Source organism: Archangium sp., from assembly GCF_057119385.1.
This window is the reverse complement of the sequence record NZ_DBNGVP010000231.1, coordinates 1-24,717: the sequence shown is the minus strand read 5'-3', so window position 1 is coordinate 24,717 and position 24,717 is coordinate 1. Positions and strand designations below refer to the sequence as shown.

The window sequence follows — 24,717 nt, the reverse complement described above, 5'->3', positions numbered from 1 at the left end:
GGCTGGCGGCCTCCTTTGCCGGGCGGGGTTTGAACCCGCAGGGTCCCTTCGTGAAGTTTCCGCTCCTACATCGCTTCCTCCTCACCCAGGCTTCGCCTGGCGCACTCCAACAGTTGGACAAGTTCGTTGACCCCGTGGACGTCGAGGCGCGTGCCGTTCAGCGGCGGGCGGCTCCGTTCATTTATCGGCCTCCCAGGGCGCAAGGGCGCTAGAAGAGCGGCCGGAGGGACGCATGTACATCACCCGGCTGCACGTGAAGAACATGAAGCTCATGCGGGACCTCGTCCTCGACTTCACTCACGAGGACAAGCCGCGCATGTGGACTGTGTTCGTCGCGGAAAACGGGGCCTGCAAGACGACGTTGCTTCAAGCGATCGCCTTGGCAGCAAGTGGCCCCGACCGGGCCAACCAGTTGGCGGACGTCCCCTCGCTGCCCGACGTGAGACGAGCGGGTGAAACCGTGCAGGTGGGTGCCGACTTCGAATTCGGGACCCGATTGGAGAAGTGGCGTCTCTTCCCAAAATCCAAGGTGTCCGTTGAGGGCGAACGCGCGCCGCGCCTACGAAGCGTTGTGCGTATCGAGCCCGAGCAGTCGACCTTCTCGGGAGACTCCTGGTTCGCTCCGACCGGAGCGCTGGAGTCCATTCGCGAATTCACCTGGCATGTTGTCGAAACGAGAAATGCGCTCCTTGGCTCCTACCATGAGTTGCTTGAGCATCTCCAGTTGGAGGTAGGAGAGTTGAAGGGTGACGACCGCGCATCCTTGTCCCAGATGCTCGACCGCGTACTCGCGCACCGGAGCCCCATGATCGAGGCCCGTGCGAAATCCTTTCCCGGTTGGTTCGTCGCGGGTTACGGCACGCAGCGCCAACTGCCGGTCCCCCTCAGCGTGTCCGAGTTGAAGGACCGCATCCTCAACCGGCTCGAGCCGCTCTTCGGGAAGGCGCCACTCGTCGGCACGGGTTTCGCCAACCAGTTCGCGGACACGCCTCGTTTCGAGCCCTTCATCGCGGCGCTCGAGAAGGTGTTCGTCGACAACCACCTCCTGCCCCATGTGGATGCTGTCGAGTTGCGCGGTAGAGGCGGCGTGACGCAGCCGGGAGACTTGGTCAGGTCACACAGCTTCGAGTTCGCGTTCTCCGGCCAGAAGACGAAGGTACCCGCCACCTGGCTCTCCCAGGGCTACCAGTCCACCATCGCGTGGATCGCCGACCTCATCGGCCAGATGTACCTCGACATCGGTGAGGCCGTCCCCCTTGAGGACATGGAGGGCATGGTGCTCATCGACGAGCTCGACCTCCACCTCCATCCGACCTGGCAGGTGCGGCTCGTCCCCGTGCTCAAGCGCGTGTTTCCGCGCATGCAGTTCATCGTGACGACCCACTCGCCCATGCTCCTGCCCGCGCTCGAGCGGCACGAGATCGTCATGCTCCGCCTGAACGAGAACGGCGATGTCGTCGCCGAGGCGCCCCCCGCCTCGCCCAGGTTGATGACGGGCAGTGAGATCTACTCGAGCTTCTTCAACATCCAGAAGCTCTACCCGAGCGACCTCGGAGACGAACTGCGGCGCTATACGTACCTCTCGAGCGATCCGACGCGCACCGATGAGGAAGACGCCGAGATGCTCCGCTTGCAGAAGAAGCTCACCGAGGCGGGCCTCGACCTGGGACTGCCGCCGGTGCCGAGGGACATGCCGTGATCCGCATCGAGCGGGGCCCCGAGCCCACCGACCTCGCTCCGGTTCGTACCGCGGAGTTGCACCGCGTACGCTCGATGAACGCCTCGGGCACGCTCGATTCCGATGCAATCGGGCAAGCGTATGCGGTGGTGAAGCGGGAGCTCTGGACGCGGCAGTTGATGCGGTGCTGCTACTGCGAGCATCAGGTCCAGTGCGACTACAGCGATGTCGAGCACTTCAGACCCAAGGCACGTGCCGATCGACAGAATGGAACGGTCGATAAGGGTTACTGGTGGCTCGCCTGGACATGGGAGAACCTCCTCTTCAGCTGCGCCATCTGCAACCGCTCCGCCAAGAAGGACCTGTTCCCACTCGAAGCAGGCAGTGTGCCGCTCGTCCCCGAGGAGCAGCCGCCCGGCAAGGAGCTGCCGACCCTCATCGACCCCTGCGCTGAGGACCCCGTCGAGTTGATCCAGTTCGTCTTCGATGGCAGCCACTGGCAACCGGTCGGGCGAAACGGAAGCAGGCGTGGCCAGCGAACGATCGAGATCCTGAAACTCGACCGGGCGGATCTCCTGACGCTCTACGACACCCATGTGAACGACCATGTGAAGCCACGCACCGACGCGACCCATGAAGCCATCGCGCGCCAGGACGTGGACCTCATCCGCTCGACGTGGCGGCGCGTCCGCGCGTTCCTCACGCCCCGAATGCCCTTCATCGCGCTGTCGTTCGATGCCATCGACCACTTCGTCCCAGTGGACGTCCGGGGGCGATGGGGCCTCGACCTGCCGAGGCCGCCCGTCAGAGCAGCCCCCACCCCAGGGCTGACGACTCCCGGGTAGGCCCGCGCCCCAACGAGCTGGACATCGGCACGGAGGGCGTCAGGCCCCGGGCGTGTCGTCCAACTCCACGGAGCCTCCGGGAAGCGGACCCTCCGCTCGCCTCCAGCGCCTCCCCCTCGGTGGCGTGTTTCACGGGGGGTAGGCCCGCGTCCCAGATTCCCACGCACGCGATGTCCGTCCTCGCGTCGATGCGGTAGGCCGCCATGGGAAAAAAGAAATACCAGACGACCAGCCTCACGGGCTCGCTCCGTATCCAGGACAACCGATGCCGTCCTTTCGATTCGCCCCGAGGGGGGAAGCCGTGTCCCGTGGTGTGTCCCGTCGACTGATTCCGTTGTTCCTCGCCCTCCTGGTGGGCGCGGGTGGTTGCGATGACCTGAAGCCCATCACCACCGAGCCCCCCACGCCTCCGCCCACGGCCCCCTCGGCCCCGGGGCCCGTCCAGGCGCACGCCGAGCCGGGCACGGTGACGCTCTCCTGGAGCCCTCCAGAGAATGACGGAGGCACTGCCCTCACCGGCTACCGGGTGCACGGCGAGCCGCAAGAGGCCTCCCTGGCCGTCTCGGTGACCGGCGCCACCGCCCGCGTCACCGGCCTGCGCGCCGGCGCCACCTACCGCTTCTCCGTGGCCGCGGTGAACAAGGCGGGTGAAGGCCCCGCCACCCTCTCCGAGTCCGTCACCCTGCCCGACATCCCCGGCGCTCCGCCCCAGCCGTCCGTCGTACGCGGCGATGGTCAGGTGCGCGTGAGCTGGACGGAGCCCGACTCGGATGGGCGCTCGCCCCTCACCGGCTACCTCGTCACCGCGCAGCCCCAGGGCCTGCGCGTCACGGCCGACGCCAGCGCGCGCTCCGTGGTGGTGGAAGGACTGCACAATGGCGAGCCCTCCACCTTCACCGTGCGCGCCCTCAACGCAGTGGGCGAGGGCCCCGACTCTCCCGCCTCACCTGCCGTGGTGCCGGCCACCGTGCCCTCCGCGCCCACCCGCGTCGAGGCCACCGCCGACATCCGCCAGGCCACCATCACCTGGAGCGCCCCCGCGAGCACCGGCGGCCTGTCCGTGCAAAGCTACGTGGTGACGGCCTCGCCGGGCGGCGCCTCTCGCGAGGTGGACGCCGACGCCCACGGCGTCACCTTCAGCGGGCTGGAGAACGGCACCGCGTACACCTTCACCGTCGTGGCTCGTAACGAGGTCGGCGAGGGCCCGGGACTCCCCTCCGCGTCCGTGCACACCCCCGGCGTGCCCTCGCAGCCCGGCGCGGTGAGCGTCACGACGGGTGCCCGCTCGGCCACGGTGACGTGGGAGGCCCCGGCCGAGGACGGCGGCAGGCCCCTCACCGGCTACGTGGTGGAGTCCTCTCCCTCCGGCGCCCGCATCACCGTGGACGCCTCGACGCGCAGCGCCACCTTCACCGGCCTCACCAGCACCCGGGTCCACTCCTTCTCCGTGTCCGCCACCAACGCCGTGGGCCCTGGTGCCACCGCCTCGCCCCCGGCCGCCGTGCGTCCCCTTCCCGCTCCCGTCGAGGTGACGGACCTCCAGCTCGACACCTCGGATGCCGGCTGCCTCACCGTCTCCTACTCCCTGCGCCAGCCCGACGGCGTGCGCGCCGACGTCTCCGTGGAGGTGGAATCCTCGGGCAGCGGCTCCTTCGCAACCGCCACCCAGGCCAGCGCCCTCGCCGAAGACGGCTCGTTCACGCATGAGGGCACGCACGCTCGCTCCTCCTCTCCCGAGGGCCTTCCCCATCGCTTCCGCTGGAACCGGAGCCTCGACGTGCCCGGCGCCGCCACCGTCCGCGTCCGGCTGAGCGCCCGCGTCCCCGGCACCCCGCCCGGCTCGGCGACGCTCGAGCGCACCCTGCCCGCTCCCGCCAGCCGTTGCGAGCTCCGCCTGCCCACCAGCAGCGTCCAGCTCCTCACCGCCACGCCCTCCACGAGCGTGAGCGGAGACTTCAACGGGGATGGAAGGCTGGACCTGGTGGTCGTCCCCGACTCCGGCGACACCCTCTCCCTCCTGGAGGGGCTCGGCAACGGGAGCTTCTTCCGGTCCCCCTTCGCGCGGAAGTTCCGTGGCAGCCTGAAGCGCCTGAGCGCCGGGGACCTGGATGGCGATGGTCTGGACGAGCTGCTCTGGATGGACACCTCCTCCGGCTCCCTGTGGGTCATGCGCCGGTTCGGCGAGCCCGTCTCCTACCCCCTCGGGTCCTCCAGTCTGAGCGACACCTCGACCCGCCCCATCGCCATCGCCGACTTCGACGGCAACGGCAGCCCCGATGTGGCCACCCTGGGCGGCTCCGGCTCCCCCTTCCCCTTCCTGGGCATCCTCGCCAACGCGGGCGACGGCACGCTGCGCGGCTTCACCCCCAAGGCGTACGTGCCGAGGGATGCCCTCCTCGAGGTGGCCGACCTCGACGAGGATGGCCGGATGGATCTGCTGGCCATCGGCCGCAACTGGTTCGGAAGCTCCGCCCTGCTGTCCAACGGGGATGGCACCTTCCGCCAGCGGTCCCTCTCCCCCGCCCTTCCCTCCATCCCCACCACCGCAGGGAGCCACGCCCTCACGGTGGGAGATGTCGACGGCGACGGCCATACGGACCTGGTGCTCGCCTGGAAGGACGGCTCCGCCAGCCGCGTCCAGGTCCACCTGCTCCGGGGAGATGGCCAGGGAGGCTTCTCCGCGGCGGTGCTCGTGGACTCGCTCCCGGACATCAGCCTCGGCACGTGGCCCCTGGCCCTGACGGCGGTGGACATGGACCACGACGGCCTGAAGGACCTGGCCGTGGGGCTGTACGACATGGAGTACAATTACACCGTCGCCGTGCTGCGGAGCCGGGGCGCGGACGGCTTCGCGCCCGCGCGGATGCTGCCCTCGGGACGTGTCTCCATCTCCGCCACGGCGGGCGACTTCGACGGGGACGGCAGGGACGACCTGGCGACGGTCCAGTCCTTCAGCTGGGACGTGCGCGTCTGGCGCAGTGGCCCCGAGGCCCTGTCGCTGCCCGAGGGCCCCACCGGCCCCCTCGCCCAGGGAGACTTCAACGGGGATGGGAAGATGGACCTCCTCAGTGGCCCGGCGGCGAAGACCGTCCAGGTGCACCTCGCCGGTGGCCCGGAGGGCCTGAGGGACCTGCCGCCCATGCCCGTGGGAAGCGGGGTGTACCGCATGGTCGTGGGCCACGTGGATGAGGACTCGGCCCTGGACGTGGTGGTGCTCAGCGGCGAGAGCGCCATCAAGACCGTCGAGCTCCTGCTGGGCAATGGCGACGGCACCTTCCGCACCGGCACGCCCATCTCCGTGGGGGCCCAGGCCCTCCACGCCGCCCTCGGGGATGTGAATGGGGATGGACGGATGGACCTCGCCTTTCAGGTGAGGCGCTTCATCGAGCCCGGCTTCTCCACGGACGAGGTCCGCGTGCTGCTCGGCCAGGGGGCGGGCACCTTCGGCCCCGCCGCGCTCGTGACCACGAGCCCCAGTCCGGGCGCCCTCGCGTTGGGAGACCTCAACAGGGACGGAGTCCTGGACCTGGCCGTGGCGCAGACGTCCTCCGGGGGCGGGGTGCTGACGCTCAAGGGCCAGGGGGATGGCACCTTCCTGCCTCCCGTGCTCACCACGGACAAGGCGGGCCAGCTCGGCGGCCACCTCGTCCTGACGGACATGAGCGGGGACGGCGTCCCGGACCTCGTGCGCAGCGGCGATGGCAACGTCTACGTGCTGACCACGTACACCGCCACGACCTGGGGGAGCTGGAGTGGCTGGAGCTACCCCGCGGGCGGCAACTGCTCCTCCTTCTCCGTGCTGGACTTCGATGGGGACGGGCGAAAGGACGTGCTGTGCTCCAACCCGGGCTCGGACTCGGTGTCGCTGCTGAGGGGGAAGCCCTACGGTCAGCTCGCCGAGCCCCAGATCTTCGCGGTGCGCTTCGGCGCCGTCGGGCTGGGGGTGCTCGACGTGAACGCGGATGGGCGCCCGGACATCGTCCTGGGGACCTCCGGAGAGGCCCGGAGCACGCTGTTGCTCCAGCGCTGACCCGGCCCTTCGCCAGGAGCGGGAGATTTTTCTTCGGACCGGACGACCCGGCTGGCGGGCTCGCTCCGTATGGAAGAAAAAGGGAGTGGGAGACACGTGCTGCCAGGAGAAGACCGGAGTGTGCTGCAGGCCTTCCGGGACGGGGACCGCGCCACCCTCACACGGGTGTATCGCACCTACTCGCCCCAGGTGGCCCGCTACCTCGCCCGGCGCTTCTCCGTCCGCTCCGGCTCCAGCGTCCACAGTGTCTCCCTCGGCGCCCTGGACCTCGACGCGGCGCATCAGGAGACCTTCGTCCGCGCCTTCCGGCCCGCCATGCGCCAGGCCTATGACGGGGTGCGCCCCTACCTCGGCTTCCTCCTGACGCTGGCGCGCTCCACCGCCGTGGACCTCCTGCGGGCCTCGGGCCGCATCGCCCGCGAGGCCGTGCCGCTCGACGACGCGCCCGAGCTCGCCCACGCGCCCACCGAGGAGCACGGCCCCGAGGAGCAGGCCCTGCAGGCCGAGGTGCGCACCCTGGTGCGTCAGTTCCTCGAGGCGCTGCCCGAAGAGGCCCGGGCACTGGCCCAGCTGCGATTCATGGAGGGCCTCTCCCAGGAGGCCGCCGCCGCGCGCCTCCAGCTCACCCGCGGAGAAGTCCGGGTGAGGGAGCGCCACCTGCGTACGCGATTCACCGAGCACCTGCTGGCCCGGGGTTGGTTGGACGTCCCCCTGGCCGGAATGGAGAGAGTCCCATGAGCTGGTTCGACCCCCACGTGGACGGCCTGCTGGCGCGGTGGGCCGAGGGCACCCTGTCCCCGCGCCAGTCCGCCCGCCTGCTCCGGCACGCCCACGCCTGCGAGCGGTGCGGCGCTTCCTACGAGCGGCTCGTCCGGGCCTCGCGGCTGCTGGAGCACGGCGACCCGCACACCCCCGCCGGCACCGAGCTGGCCGTGCTCGCGGACACCGGACTCGCGGCGGCCCTCGCGGCGGCGGAGCCGGAGGCCTCGCGCTCCCGTTGGCCCTCGCTCTCCCTGGCCGGAGGCATGCTCGCGGCCGCGAGCCTCGCGGTGCTGGTGATGCTCGTCCAGCCGAAGGAGGCCGACGACACGTGGCAGGCCCGGGGAGGCTCGGGCCGTCCCGCACGGGCCGCGCTGCGCGTGTTCTGCGCCGTGAGGCAACAGCCCCTGCGCGAGCTGGAGCCCTCCCAGGCGTGTCCCCCGGGCGCGCAGCTGGCCTTCGCCGTGGGAGCGGATGCACCGCTCTCCCATGTCGCGGTGGGCCTGCGCACCCGGCGCCTCGAGGCCACCGAGGGCCCCTTCTCCGTCACCGGACGCCCGGGCGCCGAGCAGCCCCTGGAGACGACCCTGCCCCTCCAGGTGCCCGCCGGTGAGGTGGAAGTCCTCGCCGCCTTCGCGGACTCGCCCCGGGAGGCGCTCGCGGCCCTGCGCGGCGAGCCGCACCAGGGGGCCGTGGTCCTCCGGCTGCCCATTCAGGTAGAGGTGACGCCATGAGACTCCGCCTCTCCGGCGCGGTGCTCGCCACCCCCCTGCTGCTCGCCACCCTCGCCTCGGCCGCCCCTCCCGTGCGCCGGGCGCTCGTCATCGCCCACAACACCAGCGATGACCCGTCCCTCCCGCCCCTCCGCTACGCGGACGACGACGGCGTGCTGTGGACGGAGACGCTGCGGCGGCTCGGCGTGGAGACCACCCTCCTGGTGGACGCGGACGAGGAGACGCGCCAGACGGACGCCGCGGTGCTCGGCGGCACGCGGCCTCCCACCCTCGAGGAGGTGTCCCGGGCCGTGGCCGCCCTGCGCGAGGACATCCAGGCGGACCACGCGCGGGGACGCCAGACGGACGTGCTGCTCATCTACGTGGGCCACGGCAACACCGACGCGCTCGGGCGCGCCTACTTCACCCTGCCAGGCGGCCGGTTGGACAGAGCGGCCTTCTACACGCGGCTGGTGGACCCGCTCGGGGCGGACTTCGTCCACGTGGTGGTGGATGCGTGCCGGGCCTCGGGCGTGGTGGGCAGCCGGGGCAAGCCGGACGTGGCGGTGCTCGCCGAGCTGCGCGGCGTGCTGGAGCGCGAGCAGCTCGCCACCCGGCCCCACGTGGGCGCCACCTTCGCCGAGAGCGACAGCGGCGAGACGCACGAGTGGTCCCGTCTGCGCGCCGGTGTCTTCAGCCACGTGGTGCGCTCGGGCCTCATGGGCGGCGCGGACGTCAACGGCGACGGCGCGGTGGAGTACAGCGAGCTGGCCGCCTTCGTCACCGCCTCGCTCCAGGAGGTGAAGGCCATCCCCATCCGCCTCTCCGTGCACGCCTACGCCCCGTCCCGCGAGCCGCGCCGCCCGCTGGTGGACTCCGCGCCCCGTGGCCCGAGCCTCCTGCTCCCCGCCGGGCTGGAGCACGCGCGCATCTCCGTGGAGGACGAGGCGGGCCGGCGGCTCGCGGACATCCGCCGCGCCGGGCACCAGGCGGTGTCCCTGCGCCTGCCCGTCCGCGAGTCCTACTGGGTGCGCACCCCCACCGCCGAGGCCCGCATCACGCTCGCCCAGCTCGGCAACGGGCTGCCCCGGCTCAACCCCCGCGAGCTGCGCGAGCGCGGCCCCGCCGAGGACGCCCTGCGCCGCGGCCTCTTCGCCATCCCCTTCGACCGGCGCTTCTACGAGCAATACGTGGCCACCTCGTCCTTCGTCCCGGTGGACTTCTCCTCCGCCGCCGGAGCACTGCTCGCGCAGCAGGACGAGCCGCGGCCCGTGCTCGCCTGGGAGGCGGGACTCGTCACCCAGCGCGCCCCGCTCGGGCTGTCCCCCTTCGTCACCGGGCCGGGCGTGGCGCTGCGCACCTCCGGCGCGCCCTTCACGCTCGGACTGCGCGCCGCGTATGTCTTCTCGCCCCTGATGCGGGATGACGTGGCCCTGCAGCGGCTCTCCGTGCAGGGACTCGTGGGACTCCAGGGCACCGGGCCCGTCACGCCGTTCATCGAGGCCGCGGGCGGCTGGAGCCTGGTGCGTGTGAACTACCCCGGCACCACCCAGGGAGACCCCACCGTCTTCTCCACCCACCTGTCCGGCGGCATGGTGGTCCACCAGGAGCGCCTGCGGGTGCGCGTGGCCGGCTTCTTCGGTGTGGACCTCCTCACCGCGGACGGCCGGGAGCGGGGAGACCCCCTCGCGGGCGTCGAAGTGGCGCTCGGGTACTGAGCCGCCTCGAAAAAAGACGGGCGCGGACGACCAGGCGCGCGGCCTGCCTCCGTATCCAGGACAACCGATGCCGTCCTTTCGATTCGTCCCGAGGGGGGAAGCCGTGTCCCAACGCAGGTCCCGTCGACTGATTCCGTTGTTCCTCGCGCTGCTGGTGGGCGCGGGTGGCTGTGAGCTGGAGCCCATCACCACCCAGCCGCCCGACCCCCCACCGCCCGTCACCGAGCCGCCCACGAAGCCCACGGTGCCCTCGGCCCCGGGGCCGGTGGAGGCCCACGCCGAGCCGGGCGCGGTGACGCTCTCCTGGAGCCCCCCGGAGAAGGACGGAGGCAGCGCCCTCACCGGCTACCAGGTGAGCGCCGAGCCGCCAGAGGCCATCCTGACCGTCACGGCGGACGGCACCACCGCCCGCGTCACCGGCCTGCGCGCGGGCGCCACCTACCGCTTCTCGGTGGCCGCGGTGAACGCGGTGGGAAGAGGACTCGCCAGCCGCTCGGAGTCCGTCACCCTGCCCGACGTCCCCGGCGCACCGCCCCGGCCCTCCGTGGTGCGCGGCGATGGCCAGGTGCGCGTGAGCTGGACGGAGCCCGGCTCGGACGGCGGCTCGCCCCTCACCGGCTACCTCGTCACCGCGCAGCCCCAGGGCGTGCGCGTCACGGCCGACGCCAGCGCGCGCTCCGTGGTGGTGGGAGGGCTGAGCAATGGCGAGCCCTCCACCTTCACCGTGCGCGCCCTCAACGCCGTGGGCGAGGGCCCCGACTCCCCCACCTCGGCATATGTGGTGCCGGCCACCGTGCCCTCCGCGCCCGTCAGCGTCGAGGTCACCCCGGGTCTCCGCCATGTCACCATCACCTGGAGCGTCCCCCCGAGCACCGGGGGCATGCCCGTGGACGCCTATGTGGTGACGCTCGAACCGGACGGCGTCCCGCTCCAGGTGGGGGCGGAGATCCGGGAGGTCCTGTACAGCGGGCTGGAGGACGACACCGCGTACGCCTTCTCCGTGGCGGCGCGCAACGAGGTGGGCGTGGGCCCGAAGCTCCTCTCCGCGTCCGTGCGCACCCCCGGCGTGCCCTCGCCGCCCCGCGCGCTGAGCGTCACGGCCGGCACCCGCTCGGCCACGGTGACGTGGGAGCCCCCGGCCGAGGATGGCGGCAGGCGCCTCACCGGCTACGTGGTGGAGGTCTCCCCCTCCGGCGCACGCATGACGCTGGACGCCTCGAAGCGCGGCGCCACCTTCACGGACCTGAGCAGCACCCAGGACCACACCTTCACCGTGTCCGCCACCAACGCCGTGGGCAGCGGCCCCTCCGCGTCCTCGGCCACCGTGCGTCCCCGCCCCGCGCCCGTCGAGGTGACGGACCTCGAGTGGGTGGGCTCGAACGCCGGCTGCCTCACCGTCTCCTACGTCCTGCGCCAGCCGGATGGGGTGCGCGCGGAGGTCTCCGTGGAGGTGGATGCCACCGGCAGCGGCACCTTCGCTCGCGCCACCCAGGCCAGCAGCACCACCCATGAGGGCCTGCTCGCGCGCCCCACCTCACCCGGGGGCAGCACCCACCAGTTCCTCTGGGACCGCGGCTTCGACGTGCCCGGTGCCGCCACCGTCCGCGTGCGCCTGAGCGCCCGCGTCCCCGGCACCCCGCCCGGCTCGGCGACGCTCGAGCGCACCCTGCCCGCCGCCGCCCGCCCCTGCGAGGTCCGGCTCCCCACCCACTCCGTCCAACCCCTGAACACCACGGCCCTCCGCGGCATGAAGGGAGACTTCAACGGCGATGGCCATCTGGACCTGGTGGTCGCCCCCGACTCCAACGATACCGTGTCCCTCCTGCTGGGGCTGGGCAACGGAAGCTTCGAGCCTCCCTTGCGGCAGACGCTCCGCTACAACCTGAACCGCCTGGCCACCGGGGACCTGAATGGTGATGGCGTGGAGGATCTCGTCTGGCCGGACGGGTTCGGGAACCTGTGGGTCGCGCGAAGCCAGGGGTCCGGTTTCGCGGACCCCGTGTCCTACCGCATGTCGTACGCCGATTTGAGCACCACCCCGGACGACTCGCTCGTCCTCGCCGACTTCGACGGCAACGGCAGCCTCGACGTGGCCACCATCGGAGGCTCCTCCAGCGCGCCCTCCCTGGGAATCCTCGCCAACGCGGGCGAGGGGACGCTGGGCGGCTTCGTCGGCAAGTTGAGCGTGACCACCGATACCCGGCTCGCGGCGGCGGACCTCGACGAGGACGGCCGGAAGGATCTGCTGGCCATCGGGCGGGGCTGGATGGGAAGCGCCGCCCTGCTGTCCAACGGGGATGGGACCTTCCGCACGCGGAACATCACCACTCCCGAGGCCGACACCCTCCGGGTGGACGATCTCGACGGCGACGGACACCAGGACCTGGTGCTCGTCCGGAAGGACACCTCCAAGGAAGTCCAGGTCCACCTCCTCCGGGGAGATGGCCAGGGAGGATTCTCCGCGGCGGTGCGCGTGGACACGCTCCTGGACACCAGCGGCACCTCGACGGGCCTGGGCCTGGCGGCGATGGACCTGGACCGCGACGGCCTGAAGGATCTGGTGGTGACGCTCGAGTGGAAGGATGCCCTCGCCGTGCTGCGGGGGAAGGGAGCGGGGAGCTTCGAGCCGGCGGTGCTGCTGCCCGCGGGACGCGGCCCCGTCTCCCTCATCACCGGTGACTTCGACGGGGACGGCCTGGAGGACATGGCATCGGTCCAGAACCACAGCGAGGACGTGCGCGTGTGGCGCAACGGCCCCGAGAGCCTGTCGCTGGGAGAGGCCCCCGGAGGCGCGCTCGCCCGGGGAGACTTCAACGGGGATGGGAAGATGGACCTCGTCAGCACCCCGGTGGCGGACAGCGTCCAGGTGCACCTCGCTGGCGGCCCGGAGGGCCTGCGCGCCCAGACGCCCGTGCCGGTGGGAGGCCCGGTGTGGAGCCTGACGGTGGGCCACGTGGACGGGGACGCGGCCCTGGACGTGGTGGTGCGGCGCGGCACGGGCGGCGCCATGAAGCTCGGGCTCCTCCTGGGCAACGGCGACGGCACCCTCCGCCCGGCCGCCGACATCCCCGTGGGGGCCAATCCGAGCCACGTCGCCCTCGGCGATGTGAACGGGGATGGGCGGACGGACCTCGTCTGCCAGGTGTCGTACCAACCCGAGCCCGGCTACTCCACCCAGGAGGTCCGCTTGTTGCTCGGCCAGGGCGACGGCACCTTCGCCGCCCCCACGGTCGTGACGACGAGCCCCAATCCGGATGCGTTGGCGCTGGGAGACCTCGACAAGGACGGCGCACTGGACCTGGTCGTGTTGCAGGACTCACCCGGCGGAGGGGTGCTGCTGCTCAAGGGCCGGGGCGATGGGACCTTCCTGCCCCCCATCGACGTCTCGACCTCGGGCACGGGCCAGTACGGCGGCCAGCTCGTCCTGGTGGACATGAACGGCGACGGCTTCCTGGACATCGTGCGCAGCAACAGCCACGACAACAGCGTCCACGTGCTGACGGGCTGGGGGCGCTGGATGGGGTGGTCGGGCCGAAGCTACCCCGCGGGCGGCAACTGCTTCTCCGTCGCCGTGCTGGACTTCGATGGGGACGGGGAGCGGGACGTGCTGTGCGCCAACCCGGGCATGGACTCGGTGTCGCTGATGAGGGGCGATACGTACGGGTGGCTGGCCGCGCCCCGGATTTTCGGGGTGCGCAACGGCGCCCACGAGCTCGCGGTGTTCGACGTCAACGCGGATGGGCGTCCGGACATCCTCACGGGAGCCCCCCTGTACGCCCAGGGCACGCTGCTGCTCCAGCGTTGAGCACGGCCCGGCGCACGGCCCGCGGAACCCCGGCCGTGCGCCCCCTCCTCCGTTCGCGGACGGTCAGAGGGGAATGAAGCGCAGGGGAAGGGACTCGGGCGCGCGGAAGAACAGGGATTGAATCCACTGCACCCGGTCCGTGGCCAGCTCGAACCGGCGGAACGAGCCCAGGAGCTTCCCCAACGCCACGCGGGCCTCCATGCGGGCCAGGGGGGCACCCAGACAGAAGTGGATGCCGTGGCCGAAGGCCAGGTTGGCCTGGACGCCCCGCTCCGGATCGAACCGCTCCGCATCCGGGAAGGACTTCTCGTCCCGCAGACCCGAGGCCAGCAGCAGCAGCACCATCGCCCCGGCGGGCAGCTTCACCCCGCCCAGCGTCGTCTCCCGGGTGGTCACCCGCATCTGGGCGTGGTTCGGCGGCTCGTAGCGCAGCACCTCCTCGATGAACGATTTGATGAGCGCCTCGTTGCCGCGCAGCCGCTCGAACCACTCCGGGTTGCGCGCGAGGATCAACGCCATGTGGCTGAGCAGGTACGTCGTCGTCTCCAGGCCGGCCACCAGCAGCAGCACGAGGAAGGAGACGACCTCCGCGTCCGTCAGGCGCTCACCGTTCTCCTGCACCCGGAGGAGATCCGTCACCAGGTCCTCCGTGCCCGGACTGGCCCGGCGCCGGGAGATCAGCGCCAGGATGTACGACTCCATGTCATCCAGGGTCTTGCGCACCTCGGCCTGACGCGCCACATCGTCCGGAGCCACCACCACCACGCCGCTGATGTCATCCGACCAGCGCTTGAACTCCTTCTGCAGCGAGGGGTCCACGCCCATCATCAGTCCCATGATGTTGGTGGGCAGGCCCAGGGCGAACCCGGAGAGGAAATCCACCGGCTCTCCCCGCGGCAGCGCGTCCACGAGCCGCGAGGTGACCTCGCGCGCGAACGGCTCCATGCGGCCCACCATGGACTGGGTGAAGGCGCGGCTGACGAGGCCGCGCAGCCGGGCATGCTGTGGCGGGGCCGCGAGGTTCAACGCCTCCGAGACCGGATTGCGCCGCCCCAGCCAGGGCGGTTGGGTGGCGATCTTCATCTCCGAGGACGAGAACAGCTCCGGATCCTTGAACACCGTGACGATGTCCTCGTACCGGGAGACCGCCCAGAAGCCGTGGGGATCCACCTGGCACACCGGGGACTCGCGGCGCAGCCGTGAATAGAAGGGATAGGGATTCTCGCGAAACTCGGGGGACAGCAGGTTCAGCCGCTGGCTCATGGTGGGCCGTATACTGCATTCCGCCGGGGAGCTGCCCCCCCAAGGAGGGCCATCGCGGCCAGCCACGGCGCCGAGCTCCGCCGCCGCACCGGCGCGCCGAAGGTGCTCGTGCTCTCGAGCTGGCGCGGGCCTGCGGACGAGCTCCTCACGCTTCCCCTTCGCGGGCTGACGCACCCCGGACGGCTCACCTGCATGCCCCGGAGTCGGGGGCAGGCAGGGGTGCATTCGTTACCGGGAAGAGAAATTCCTTTCCCAGTAGAAAGGTCAGCCCGAGGTAACTCCCGCGGTCACGTGAGGGAGCGGGCTTCCCTCTCGTTCCAAGGGCTTGGACAGGGAGACCCTGCCCCGTGGGGTGGGTGGGCCATGCTTTGCACAAGCAGCCGGGCGGAAGGAGTCTCCCGCGTGTCCCTCCGGTCCCGCTCGGCTGGTTTCACCCTCGTCGAAACGCTCATCGTCGTCGCCATCGTGGGCATCCTGGCCACGCTCGCGAGCCTCGCGGTGTTCCACGGCACCACCCGGGTGCGCGTGAGCAACGCGGCCTTCGAGGTGGGGGCGCTGTACACCGCCGCACAGATGCGAGCCACCAGCATGGGCGTGCCCCACTACGTCGTCTTCCATGACGACGGCATCGAGTTCGGCGTGTACCTGCTCGAGCGCGCGGACGCCGTGGGCTCCTTCAACTGGGCGCGCGAGAACGTGCTCGACCCGGCCAGCGTGGGCGGCGTCCGCCACGAGCAGCTGCGCCTGTCCCACGAGGGCGGCCTGGGCTTCCTGGACATGGGCGCGCCGCGCACGGAGCTGCTCGCGCTGCCCGCGCCCTTCTCGGCCATCACGCTCACCCCATCTGGCTCGGGCCGGCTGCTGGGGGGATGCACCTTCTGCACCGAGGGCACCGGCGGCACCCGGGGCGTCATCCGCTTCTCTCCCGATGGCACCGTCCGCGTGATGACGGGCGGCACGGATGCCGGGGGTGTCATCGCCTTCGCCCCCGAGTCGAGCAGCGGCCAGAACAGCCCGCCGCGCTGGGTCGTCATCGCCGCGCCGGCCGGTGCCATCCGCGTCTTCTAGGAGGAACCGTCACCATGTCTCCGACTCCCCGCGCCCACGGCGCCCGAGGATTCAGCCTCATCGAGGCCATGGCGGCACTCGCCATCTTCTCCATCGGCCTGCTCGGCGTGCTGCAGATGAACGTGCTGGCCAGCCAGCAGAACGGGCTCGCCCGGCGCCAGTCCACCGCCAGCAAGGTGGCGCGGGACCTGGTGGATGCCTTCGAGCGGCTGCCCTACGAGCACACGCTGCTGTCCAACGAGAGCACCATCGCTCCGGCGGACCCGCGCTTCGCGCGCCTCGAGGAGGCGGATGGCCTGGTGAAGCTGGCGGATGCGCTGGCGCTCGTCGGGGAGCGGCCGCTGCTCGGCGCGGCGCAGGCGAGCGTGAGCACCGGGGGTGGCACCGGCGTGGACTCCCTCTACGAGGTGGCGTGGCGGGTGGCGCCCGTGAAGAACGCGGACGGCGACACCGAGGCCCGCCGCATCCTGGTGATGGTGCGCTTTCCCACCACGGCGGGGGCGTACAAGCAGGTGGACGTCTGGGCGGTGAAGGCCAACCCCCAGGCCATGGGCCGGGGCGCCGCGGCCATTCCGGAGATTTGAGCATGCGTGCGCCTCGCCGTCCTCGTGGCTTCACCCTCGTCGAGCTGCTGGTGGGCACCGCCATCGGCGCGCTGGTGCTCACGGGCATCGGCCTCGTCTTCGTCTCGCAGGCCTCGCAGTACCAGGCCCACGCGAGCCGCCGCGCGGTGCAGTCCAGCGTGCGCCAGGCCATGGGCTTCATGGAGCGGCACGTGCGCAACGCGGGCTACGGGGTGGACCCGGACCGGGCCATCCTCGCCTATGACTCCTTCGACGCGCACGGCAACGCGCGAGGGGTGGGCTTCCCGGACGGCATCACCGTCCACGCGCGCGACCTGTACTTCCGCCGCCACGCCACCGAGGTGGGCACGGACTTCCTGCGCTTCGACACCGAGCTCCAGCGCCCGCTGCGCAAGGGAGAGATTCTGCTGGTGCTCTGCCCCGGCGCGGTGCGCTACGCCTACGTGACGGTGGGCGAGACGGCGCCCGCGAAGAGCTTCTCCGTCAAGCTGGACACCGCGCCGGCGCCGGTGGACTCGCCCATGGGGCCGCCGGGCGCGCTCTTCCGCGAGCTGGACACGCTGGACACGGAGGCGTGCTTCCACGACACGGAGCCGCCGGTGGTGGTGCGGGTGGAGCGCAACAGCTTCTACGTCACGGCCTTCGACGATGACGGGGATCCGGCCACCCCGGGCGCCACGCCCTACCTCATGCTGCACCGGGGAGTGGACATCAACGACGACGGCGCCATCGACGGCGAGGACGCCACGCCCATCGCGGTGGGCATCGAGCAGTTGCAGGTGGCCTACATCCTCAACACCCTGGGTGACACACCACCGCCACTGGTGGGGGTGAATGACGACGTGCCGTGGGGCGAGACGTGGCACATCGCCACGCCCGAGCTGGAGAGGCCGCGCCTGGAGGATGCCTATTCCTCGCCCCGGCGGCTCGGCTCGCACCCGGCCAACATCCGCCAGGTGCGGCTCACGCTGGTGGCGCGCAGCACCCGGGCCGACACGGCGCGCCCGGGGGATGACGTGCTCACCCCTGGGGCCCCGAGCACCGGCAGCTCCGCGCTCCCCGACAGCGCGCCCACGTGGCGGCCCCTGGAGAACCTGGGCACCACGCCCGCGCGCGCCTTCGACCCGCGCGGTGGCGGCTTCTCGCGGGCCGTGCTGCGCGGCGCCATCGCACCCAAGAACCTGCTGATGCGCTCCCAGTTCACGCCCGTCCACCTGGGTGGAGGGTGAGCCCATACCCGGTGCGCTATCCGGAAGGGGGGCTGCGCAGGGACTGGATGGTCCTGTCAAACACCTCCGCGAAGGTGGCGTCCTCGGGACGATGAGCCTCGAGGAGCAGCACATCCTCGGGCTGCCCGACGTATTGGAGTACCGTCGCGGCCCATAGGGCACAGCGCAGGGACTTCGCCGCCACCAACGTCCGGGCTGTCTCGCGCAACTGCTCTCTGGCCTCGGCTGGCAATGCCATCAGCAGGCGCTTGTCGTCCAGCATCAGCAGGATGAACAGGCGCTCGCAGAAGCAGAGCGCGTCTCCTCGCAACTGCGGCACCGCGCTGGGAGCCTGAGCGCAGGCCAGGGAAATGAAGGCGGGGAGCACGTCCACCCACTCATCCGGAACCTCTTCCTCCAATACAGGCAGCACCTCTGCCTTCAGCGCGACAGGCACCTGCACATCCTCGACCCAGGCGCGCAATTGCCCTGGAGACTTCTCCAGCAGTACCCACAGTCCGCGCAGGGAGGCAGCCGCTGCTGGCGGCAGGCGATCCAGTGCCCGCTGGACGGCGGGCCTCAGTTCCGGGTGACGGCTTCGCCACAGCGCTCGGGCCAGCGTGTTGACCTCTGAAGGAGAAACCCGCGGCCCCGTCAGCCGTTCCAGCTGGCGGAGCAGCCCGCCTCGAGCGGAGATGTCCGCGATACGTCCCAGCGATTCCGTGATGATTTCAATCACGGAGGCCGCGTCGTAACCTCCACGCGACTCCTCCACCTGGAGTTGCTTCTCCAGGCGACGCACGCTGGCGGTACCACCGAGTTCTCCGAGACCAAACGCCCCGGCTTGGCGCACCCGGGCGTCCTCGTGGTCCAGCATGGCCTCCAGCAGAGCCCGGGCTCGCCGGGGCCGGGCATTGAGCTCACGCACCAGCGCCCGGGCCTGCGTCTCGTCCCCCTCGCCGACCGCGTCCACCAACTCGGCCCACATGCGCGCTGTGTCTGTTTTCGACGTCATTGCCTACGTGCCAGACGATGGGTAGTGGACGCCAGCGGGCACGTATCTCTGGAGCAGCCTGCCGTCAGGCATGTACAGCTCGTGGATGGCGCCAGGATCCGCTCGCTTCATTGCCTCGAACGCCTCCAGCTCGCGCTGCAGGTCCTTCGGATCAGAGACATAGTTTGTATTATGTCGTGTTCCATCGGGCCGCACGGAGGATACGTCGGGTCTACGGAAGCGCGGCTTGCTGGCCGGATTCTGGTCGAAGAGCCGGGAGCCCTCCGCGCTCGTTTGGGCCTTGTTCTTGCGTAAGTCGGTGTGTCCGGCGGCTTCCCGGGCGGCCAGTTCCTTCTCGATGGCCTCGTTGTGGGCAGGGTTCTGCCGGGTATGAGGAGAACCGTAGCGGGTGGAGAGTGGGGAGGAACCACCGGAGGCACTCGCCGAGGCGCACCAGGCCAGGGCGGAGCAGGTGGCGCCGCTGGCGGTTACGCCAGAGACGATGAGCGAGCCGTCCGCCACCATCTGCAAGTGGGTCACGGACCGCGCGACGGCGAGCCCATCGGGGGACACCGACGGTAGCAACCGCCAGATGCCCGCCTCGGGCACCTGGGGGATGAACCTGGCCACGCCCAGAGTGGCCACCGTCACCAACACCCTCAGGTAGGTCCCGCTCATGGAGTAGGCGAAACGCCGGGCAGCGGCTTCCAACTCCTGGCGGGTGGTGGAGGCTTCAGACTCCCGGTACAGGCGTAAGCAGGCAAGGGCCAGTTGCCCTATCTCCAACACGCCAGCCACCAGGGCCAGGCGAAAGGTAAGTGCCGCCGCGAATGCCTTGCTGAAAATCGGCTCGGGCGCCAGCCAGGCGGAGAAGTACACCATGACCGACAGACAGACACCGAGGATGAAGGCCTGGGAGGTGAAAAGATCGATGGCAGCCTGGCGAATGCCCTCGTGCATGTAGAGGGGGGCGAGTTGAAGGGCCAGGAAGAGGCGACTCGTGGACAGGGATGCCGGCAGTGGCAGCAGCGGCGGACCGAAGCGGGAGATGAACTCCTCGCGCAGGCGCGACTCCCAAGGCTCTGCGGGGCTCTTGCCGGCCCCCTCCGCCCCGGGAACCTCCAGCAGTCGCAACCGGACCCGGGACGGCGGAGAGAGGGAGGCGAAGGCGGTCAGGAAGGGACGGACCTCGTCCACCGTGAGCACATCCATGGCGGGGTTGAGAAGCGGAGGAGGGAGCCAGAGACGAAAGCTGTCGGCGGGGGCCGCCAGTTCGTTGGGCGCTTCAGCTAGAGTCTGGCCAGGGATACGGGCGGCCTGCGCTCGAGGAAGCGTACTCGTTGGGTCGGAGTCCCGCGACTCATGACCAGTTGGAGACTGCGGCTGTCGTATCTCGCCATGAGTCATGTACCCTCGAGAGGAGGAGCATGCGGCGGCCAGCAGCAGGAGATTCAAGGCCAGGGCCAGACACAACGGGGCGTGAGCTACGCTCATATAGTGGCGAAGCATGTCACACCGAATCCGGGCAAAGTGTCTCAGACGATTCATACAGTTCAGCGCGTGCCTCGCACGATGGCTGTTGCCTCTGCGCTGATGAACGCCTCACCCGTGAGAAGCGCTCCGTCACGCACCGTAATGAGTGTCACTTCGCCGTCCCTGACTCTGAGCTCAAGGCGCTGGGCGCCCGGACGGCCTCCGCCGAATAGTTTGAGCACCTCATCCACCACTCGCCGAGTCGTGTCAGGCGTCTCGGAGGCAATTCGGAACTCAGCTTGCTCGTCTGGATCAGCGGGAAGCCAGAAGATGGTCGCGCCGGGTGTCTCCAGGATCGCTTCCTGGGTTGATTGCTCGCTCGCAGTCTCATTCACCCAGTTGCGAATTGCTCCCCCACCATCAGGATTGAGGGCAGGCAACCTCTGCCGACTTCGTGACTTCTTCTTCGGGCGAGTACGCCAGAATTCCTCCCAGTCTGCCTCAAACTTCGAGACGGACGGCCTCCGCGACGTACCCATCATGCTCTGGCTCTTTGGATCGGCCTCGCGGAGTTGCTCCTCCACCAGGGATTCGAACACCTCACCTGTGAGCCCGGCTTCCTTCAAGAGCAGCGGCGTGCTCTGGACAACCTCCGCTTCGACACCCGCAGCCAATACATCCAACAGGTGACCACCAGCCGCGCCAGCAGCCCCCTTATAGAAATCCTTATCCACATGAAAAAGAGAAACGAACTGCATCCACGCAGAATGAAACAGTGACTCGGAGCCAGTCCAAACAGCCCTGGCTGCGAGCGCGTGTGCGTCCACGTAGCGCTCCAAGTCGTCAGGAGGAGGGAGAGGCCTGAGAATGACCTCGGAGTTATAAAAGATAGGCAGCAGCACAGGCACGGGTCCCCTCGCCCCGGGCAAGACACAGTCTCTGCACCGCAGCCCATTGCATGCTTTCGGCTTCGAGTGCTGAGCCCACGGCGGGCCCGCCTGAGAGATGCGACCATCAATGAAATACGGCGTGGCGACCGCGGTACGATGTGCCGGCACACGCGCATAACCAAGGTCCCACGGATGCCCCCTTGGAGGACGCCGGCGTCCAGGATTGCTAGTCATTGCTGTGATCTGCTCAATGCCATCCTCACGTCGGTTGCGGAGAAGCGAGCAAATGTTGAGGTGGTGCGTGTGTCCAGCCCGGCTCGCATTCCAGGTGGCCTCCTCCAATTTGCTCCCATTGAGAGCTCCTGCCTTTACCTCAATGGCGAGAACCTCACGGCGGGCTGGAAAGTAGGCAACAAAATCCGGCCTGTGTAGATGGGAGGCGCGAATCACACGGGCCACGCGGGTTGCGCCCATGGTGCGAAGGACACACGCGGTCAAGAACTCTCCGAAGTCTCCAACCAGCGTAGTGGGAAGGTGCTGCTGGTCGTTTCCCCTCCATCGTCCCCTGACGAACTGATTGAAAAAATCGGGCAACGCGGAATAGAGCGAACCCCAGTCGCTTTCAAGATGGGGCCTGAAGAGAGTCGCAGTCGGCTCATCCACTCGGACCGAACGCACCGGTGTGACGCCCGGCCACATTCCTTGCGAGATCTGGTCAAGCTCGTCACTCAGGTGAAGCTCCGGTGCGCGAACCTGGAAAGTAAATTCTCTCACTCTTGGCTCCCCGGGGTTGACCTGCTCGGCAGTCCACCAGTCAGCATACACTAGCCTCCCCCCCATGTCGCACGTCGTGGATTCCACTTCACTTGCGTGCATAGAGTTCCCGTGCGCCACGGCCCGTTTGTATCCGATGGTCAGCCCGCCTCACGTGCTGCCGATACGCGTCCGAGTTGGGCAACGCGCGCCCGGCGGGGGCAAGGATTCCTCCGCGTGCCCGCCCCTTCCCACCCAGCTGGGGTTCACCCTCGTCGAGTGGCTCGTCGGCACCGCCATCGGCGCCCTGGAACTATCCGGCCAACATCCGCCAGGTACGGCTCACCCTGGTAGCGCGCAGCACCCGGGCCGACACGCAGCGCCCGGGAGATGACGTGCTCACGCCCGGGACCCCGAGCGACGGGAGCTTCGCGCTCCCGCCGCACCACCCACGTGGCGACCGCTGAAGAATCTGGGCACCACGCCCGCGCGGGACTTCGACCCGTGCGGTGGTGGCCTCTCTCGCGCCGTGCTGCGTGGCGCCATCGCTCCCAAGAACCTGCTGATGCGCTCCCTGTTCACCCCCGTCCACCTGGGGGGAGGGTGAGCGCGTTAGCCTCCCAGGAATGGCCCTCGCACAGGGTCCTCTCCAGGGGTGAAGCTCAGACTTCTTCGTCGGGCAGGAGCGTGAGCAGCAACTCGTCGTCAGGCCCGAGTGGGCGCCAGCCGGGCGGCGGTGGTGAGGCGCGGAGCGCTGCCCTGGCCTGCTTGACACGCTCCTTATGTGTTTCTGGCGTGTAGGCAGTCCAACAGCCGAGCGCCTCGGCGACGGCGAAGCGGGCCTCGTCATCCATCACTGCTGGCCAACCGTCGGGAACGCTCTCGGTCCACAGGCGCGCGAAAACGTCCCGCACAAACCGCGTGACCTGCTTGCGCCGCTCCGCCTCGGCGAGCAGTCCACTCAAGACCTGTACCCCGGCGACGTCGTCCTTGCCCAATTCCTCGGCGAGCAAGTGAAGCGGGACGGCAGGGCGCGCCTCGGCGAAGGCAGTGAGCGAATCGAAGCCGCGCTCCCGGACCCGCTCATACAAGCGTGCTTTGATGTTACCCTCCCAAGCGCGTCCGTCACTCATCGTCCCCTCCACGAGATGAACCCGCACCGCGATGAGCGCCCCTGTTGCCCTGCGCTCGTCGTCAAGCCGCGCGACCACGGGGCTCTGCGAGCATTGACTCAGACCTCTTCGTCGGGCAGGAGCGTGAGCAGCAGTTCGTCGTCAGGCCCGCGCGGGAGCCAACCGGGCGGCGGCGGCGCGGCCAGGAGTGCATCACCAGCCCTGTCAGCGCGCTCCTTGTGGGTTTCTGGAGTGTAGGCGAACCAGCGACCCATTGCCTTGGCAACCCTGAAGCGGTTGGCATCGTCCAGCACAGTCGGCCACCCATCGGGAAGACTCTGGGACAACATGCGCACGAGCACATCACGCACGAAGCGAGTGACCTGCTTGCGCTGCTCCGCCTCGGCGAGCAACCCACTCAGCACCTGCACCCCTGCGATGTCGTCCGGGCCCAACTCGTCAGCCAGCGCCACCAAGGAGGCAGTAGGGCGGGTGTTCGCGAAAGCAGTGAGCGAGTCGTAACCCCGATCGCGAACCCGCTCATACAGCCGCGCTCTAACGTTGCCCTCCCAAGCACCTCCATCGCTCATTGTCCCTTCCAGTGATGATGCTCAGGCTTCTTCGTCAGGGAGGAGCGTGAGCAGCAACTCGTCGTCCGGCCCGAGCGGACGCCAACCGGGCGGCGGCGGCGTGGCGAGGAGTGAATCGCCTGCCTTGTCAACGCGCTCCTTATGGGTTTCAGGAGCACTGGCAAACCACGTGCCGAGCGCCACGGCAACCTTGAGGCGGTTTTCGTCGTCCAGCACGGTCGGCCAGCCATTGGGGAGACGCTGAGACAGTTCGCGCACGAGCAGGCTGCGCACCAGGCGCGTGACCTGCTTGCGCCGCTCCGCTTCGGCCAACAGTCCGCCGAACACCTGCACGCCCGCGATGTCGTCCGGCCCCAGCTCCTCGGCCAGCGCCACCAGCGAAGCGGTGGGACGCGCCTCGGCGAAGGCGGTGAGCGAGTCGTAGCCCCGCTCGCGGACCCGCTCGTACAAGCGCACCTTCCAGTTACCCTCCCAGGAGCGTCCGTCGGTCATCGCTCATTTCCCACGACAGCGGACGAAGTTCATCGGGATGTCATAGAACCTCATACGCTCCGCGACGATCTCCAGGATCGTGTTCCGCGTCAACATCCGGCCTGCCCTGGACTCGGCTTTGAGCAGCGCCCCCATGAGCATCTGGTTCCATTCACCCGGCCACGTGCGGCCCTGCTTCCAGTCGCCACCACCGTGAATCGCCTGGTGGTGGGCCTGCTGCAACGTGACGCAGAACCGCTCGATGCTCAGCTCGCCAGTGAAGCCGCGCTGCTCGAACCACTCGCGGAACTCCTTGGGCATGACGTGGTGACGCGGGGGCGCGGCCATACCGGCGCCTGTCTTGCCCGTCACGCGCATGCCCCGCACCTCGGGGCTGTCGCCCAGCGCCTCACGCACGCCACTCGGGAGGTCGCCGTGCCCCTGCGCCATCATCACGTGGCCGGCCTGGAGGCGCACGGCGGCGCTGACGGCGGGCAGGGAGAGGACGCCCGCGCGCACCAACTGGCGCATCATCTCCACCCACTCGGCGGACACCACCATCCGCGTCCCCATCATCACCCCGTTGGGGCCCACCGCGAGGCCCACGCCGAGCGTGACGGGCGCCGCCGCGCGCAGCGCGGGCAGGGTGAACTTCAGCGCCGACACGAGGGTGAGCGCCTCCATGGACTCCTTCAACAGCAGCGCCGCCTCGAGGACCTTCACCCCCTTGTTCATGGTCTCGAGGAGCTCGGCGAGCTCGCGC

At 69.7% G+C, this 24,717-nt stretch carries 17 protein-coding genes and 1 pseudogene; 10 read left to right on the top strand and 8 right to left on the bottom strand.

The annotated features are described in order from the left end of the window. Window positions 1-232 precede the first annotated feature (232 nt). From AC16DP_RS51350 to AC16DP_RS51320, 7 genes are all read left to right on the top strand, one after another. Window positions 233-1,699: an AAA family ATPase gene (locus tag AC16DP_RS51350; protein WP_329735134.1), complete on the top strand. Its 1,467-nt coding sequence runs from the start codon at window positions 233-235 to the stop codon at window positions 1,697-1,699. After that, window positions 1,696-2,523 (top strand): HNH endonuclease family protein, encoded by an 828-nt coding sequence (locus tag AC16DP_RS51345; protein WP_329735133.1) that lies wholly within the window; start codon window positions 1,696-1,698, stop codon window positions 2,521-2,523. Before AC16DP_RS51350 ends, AC16DP_RS51345 begins: the two co-directional genes overlap by 4 nt. A 313-nt stretch (window positions 2,524-2,836) precedes the next feature. Further along, entirely contained in the window at window positions 2,837-6,553 is a 3,717-nt protein-coding gene (locus tag AC16DP_RS51340; RefSeq protein ID WP_329735132.1) for an FG-GAP-like repeat-containing protein, read from the top strand. Between the two features lie 96 nt (window positions 6,554-6,649). Next, window positions 6,650-7,291 carry an RNA polymerase sigma factor gene (locus AC16DP_RS51335; protein ID WP_329735131.1) on the top strand — a complete coding sequence of 214 codons (642 nt, stop codon included), beginning with the start codon at window positions 6,650-6,652 and terminating at the stop codon, window positions 7,289-7,291. After that, window positions 7,288-8,046, top strand: coding sequence for a hypothetical protein (locus AC16DP_RS51330; RefSeq protein WP_329735130.1), 759 nt, complete (start codon window positions 7,288-7,290; stop codon window positions 8,044-8,046). The genes AC16DP_RS51335 and AC16DP_RS51330 overlap by 4 nt, the downstream gene beginning before the upstream one ends. Next, window positions 8,043-9,743 (top strand): caspase family protein, encoded by a 1,701-nt coding sequence (locus tag AC16DP_RS51325; protein ID WP_329735129.1) that lies wholly within the window; start codon window positions 8,043-8,045, stop codon window positions 9,741-9,743. Before AC16DP_RS51330 ends, AC16DP_RS51325 begins: the two co-directional genes overlap by 4 nt. Before the next feature lie 103 nt (window positions 9,744-9,846). Beyond that, window positions 9,847-13,548 (top strand): FG-GAP-like repeat-containing protein, encoded by a 3,702-nt coding sequence (locus AC16DP_RS51320; protein ID WP_329735128.1) that lies wholly within the window; start codon window positions 9,847-9,849, stop codon window positions 13,546-13,548. A 63-nt stretch (window positions 13,549-13,611) separates the two neighbouring features. On the opposite strand, the gene AC16DP_RS51315 is transcribed toward AC16DP_RS51320, so the two are convergent. Next, window positions 13,612-14,811 carry a cytochrome P450 gene (locus AC16DP_RS51315; protein ID WP_329735127.1) on the bottom strand — a complete coding sequence of 400 codons (1,200 nt, stop codon included), beginning with the start codon at window positions 14,809-14,811 and terminating at the stop codon, window positions 13,612-13,614. A gap of 402 nt (window positions 14,812-15,213) precedes the next feature. Here AC16DP_RS51315 and AC16DP_RS51310 point away from each other — a divergent pair, with 402 nt between their 5' ends. Genes AC16DP_RS51310 through AC16DP_RS51300 form a run of 3 tightly spaced genes read left to right on the top strand, consistent with a single transcriptional unit; the run spans window position 15,214 to window position 17,692 of the window. Beyond that, window positions 15,214-15,879 (top strand): pilus assembly FimT family protein, encoded by a 666-nt coding sequence (locus AC16DP_RS51310; protein WP_329735126.1) that lies wholly within the window; start codon window positions 15,214-15,216, stop codon window positions 15,877-15,879. Between the two features lie 14 nt (window positions 15,880-15,893). Further along, complete coding sequence (locus tag AC16DP_RS51305) at window positions 15,894-16,463, top strand: type IV pilus modification PilV family protein (RefSeq protein ID WP_329735125.1); 570 nt, start codon at window positions 15,894-15,896, stop codon at window positions 16,461-16,463. A gap of 2 nt (window positions 16,464-16,465) precedes the next feature. Next, entirely contained in the window at window positions 16,466-17,692 is a 1,227-nt protein-coding gene (locus AC16DP_RS51300) for a PilW family protein (protein WP_329735124.1), read from the top strand. 16 nt (window positions 17,693-17,708) lie between these two features. Here AC16DP_RS51300 and AC16DP_RS51295 read toward each other — a convergent pair whose 3' ends face one another. The 7 genes and pseudogenes from AC16DP_RS51295 to AC16DP_RS51265 form a co-directional block, all read right to left on the bottom strand. Further along, the gene (locus AC16DP_RS51295; RefSeq protein ID WP_329735123.1) at window positions 17,709-18,686 is read right to left on the bottom strand and encodes a HEAT repeat domain-containing protein; all 978 of its coding nucleotides are present in this window, start codon (window positions 18,684-18,686) and stop codon (window positions 17,709-17,711) included. 3 nt (window positions 18,687-18,689) lie between these two features. After that, window positions 18,690-19,877: a hypothetical protein gene (locus AC16DP_RS51290; protein ID WP_329735122.1), complete on the bottom strand. Its 1,188-nt coding sequence runs from the start codon at window positions 19,875-19,877 to the stop codon at window positions 18,690-18,692. Window positions 19,878-20,218: 341 nt separating this feature from the next. Continuing rightward, complete coding sequence (locus tag AC16DP_RS51285) at window positions 20,219-21,046, bottom strand: hypothetical protein (protein ID WP_329735121.1); 828 nt, start codon at window positions 21,044-21,046, stop codon at window positions 20,219-20,221. 1,397 nt (window positions 21,047-22,443) lie between these two features. Next, the gene (locus tag AC16DP_RS51280) at window positions 22,444-22,914 is read right to left on the bottom strand and encodes an NUDIX hydrolase (RefSeq protein WP_329735120.1); all 471 of its coding nucleotides are present in this window, start codon (window positions 22,912-22,914) and stop codon (window positions 22,444-22,446) included. Window positions 22,915-23,012: 98 nt separating this feature from the next. Beyond that, complete coding sequence (locus tag AC16DP_RS51275; RefSeq protein ID WP_329735119.1) at window positions 23,013-23,483, bottom strand: NUDIX hydrolase; 471 nt, start codon at window positions 23,481-23,483, stop codon at window positions 23,013-23,015. A gap of 21 nt (window positions 23,484-23,504) precedes the next feature. Beyond that, complete coding sequence (locus tag AC16DP_RS51270) at window positions 23,505-23,975, bottom strand: NUDIX hydrolase (RefSeq protein ID WP_329735118.1); 471 nt, start codon at window positions 23,973-23,975, stop codon at window positions 23,505-23,507. A 3-nt stretch (window positions 23,976-23,978) separates the two neighbouring features. Continuing rightward, window positions 23,979-24,717, bottom strand: a pseudogene (locus tag AC16DP_RS51265) (DUF2380 domain-containing protein); the annotation flags it as partial.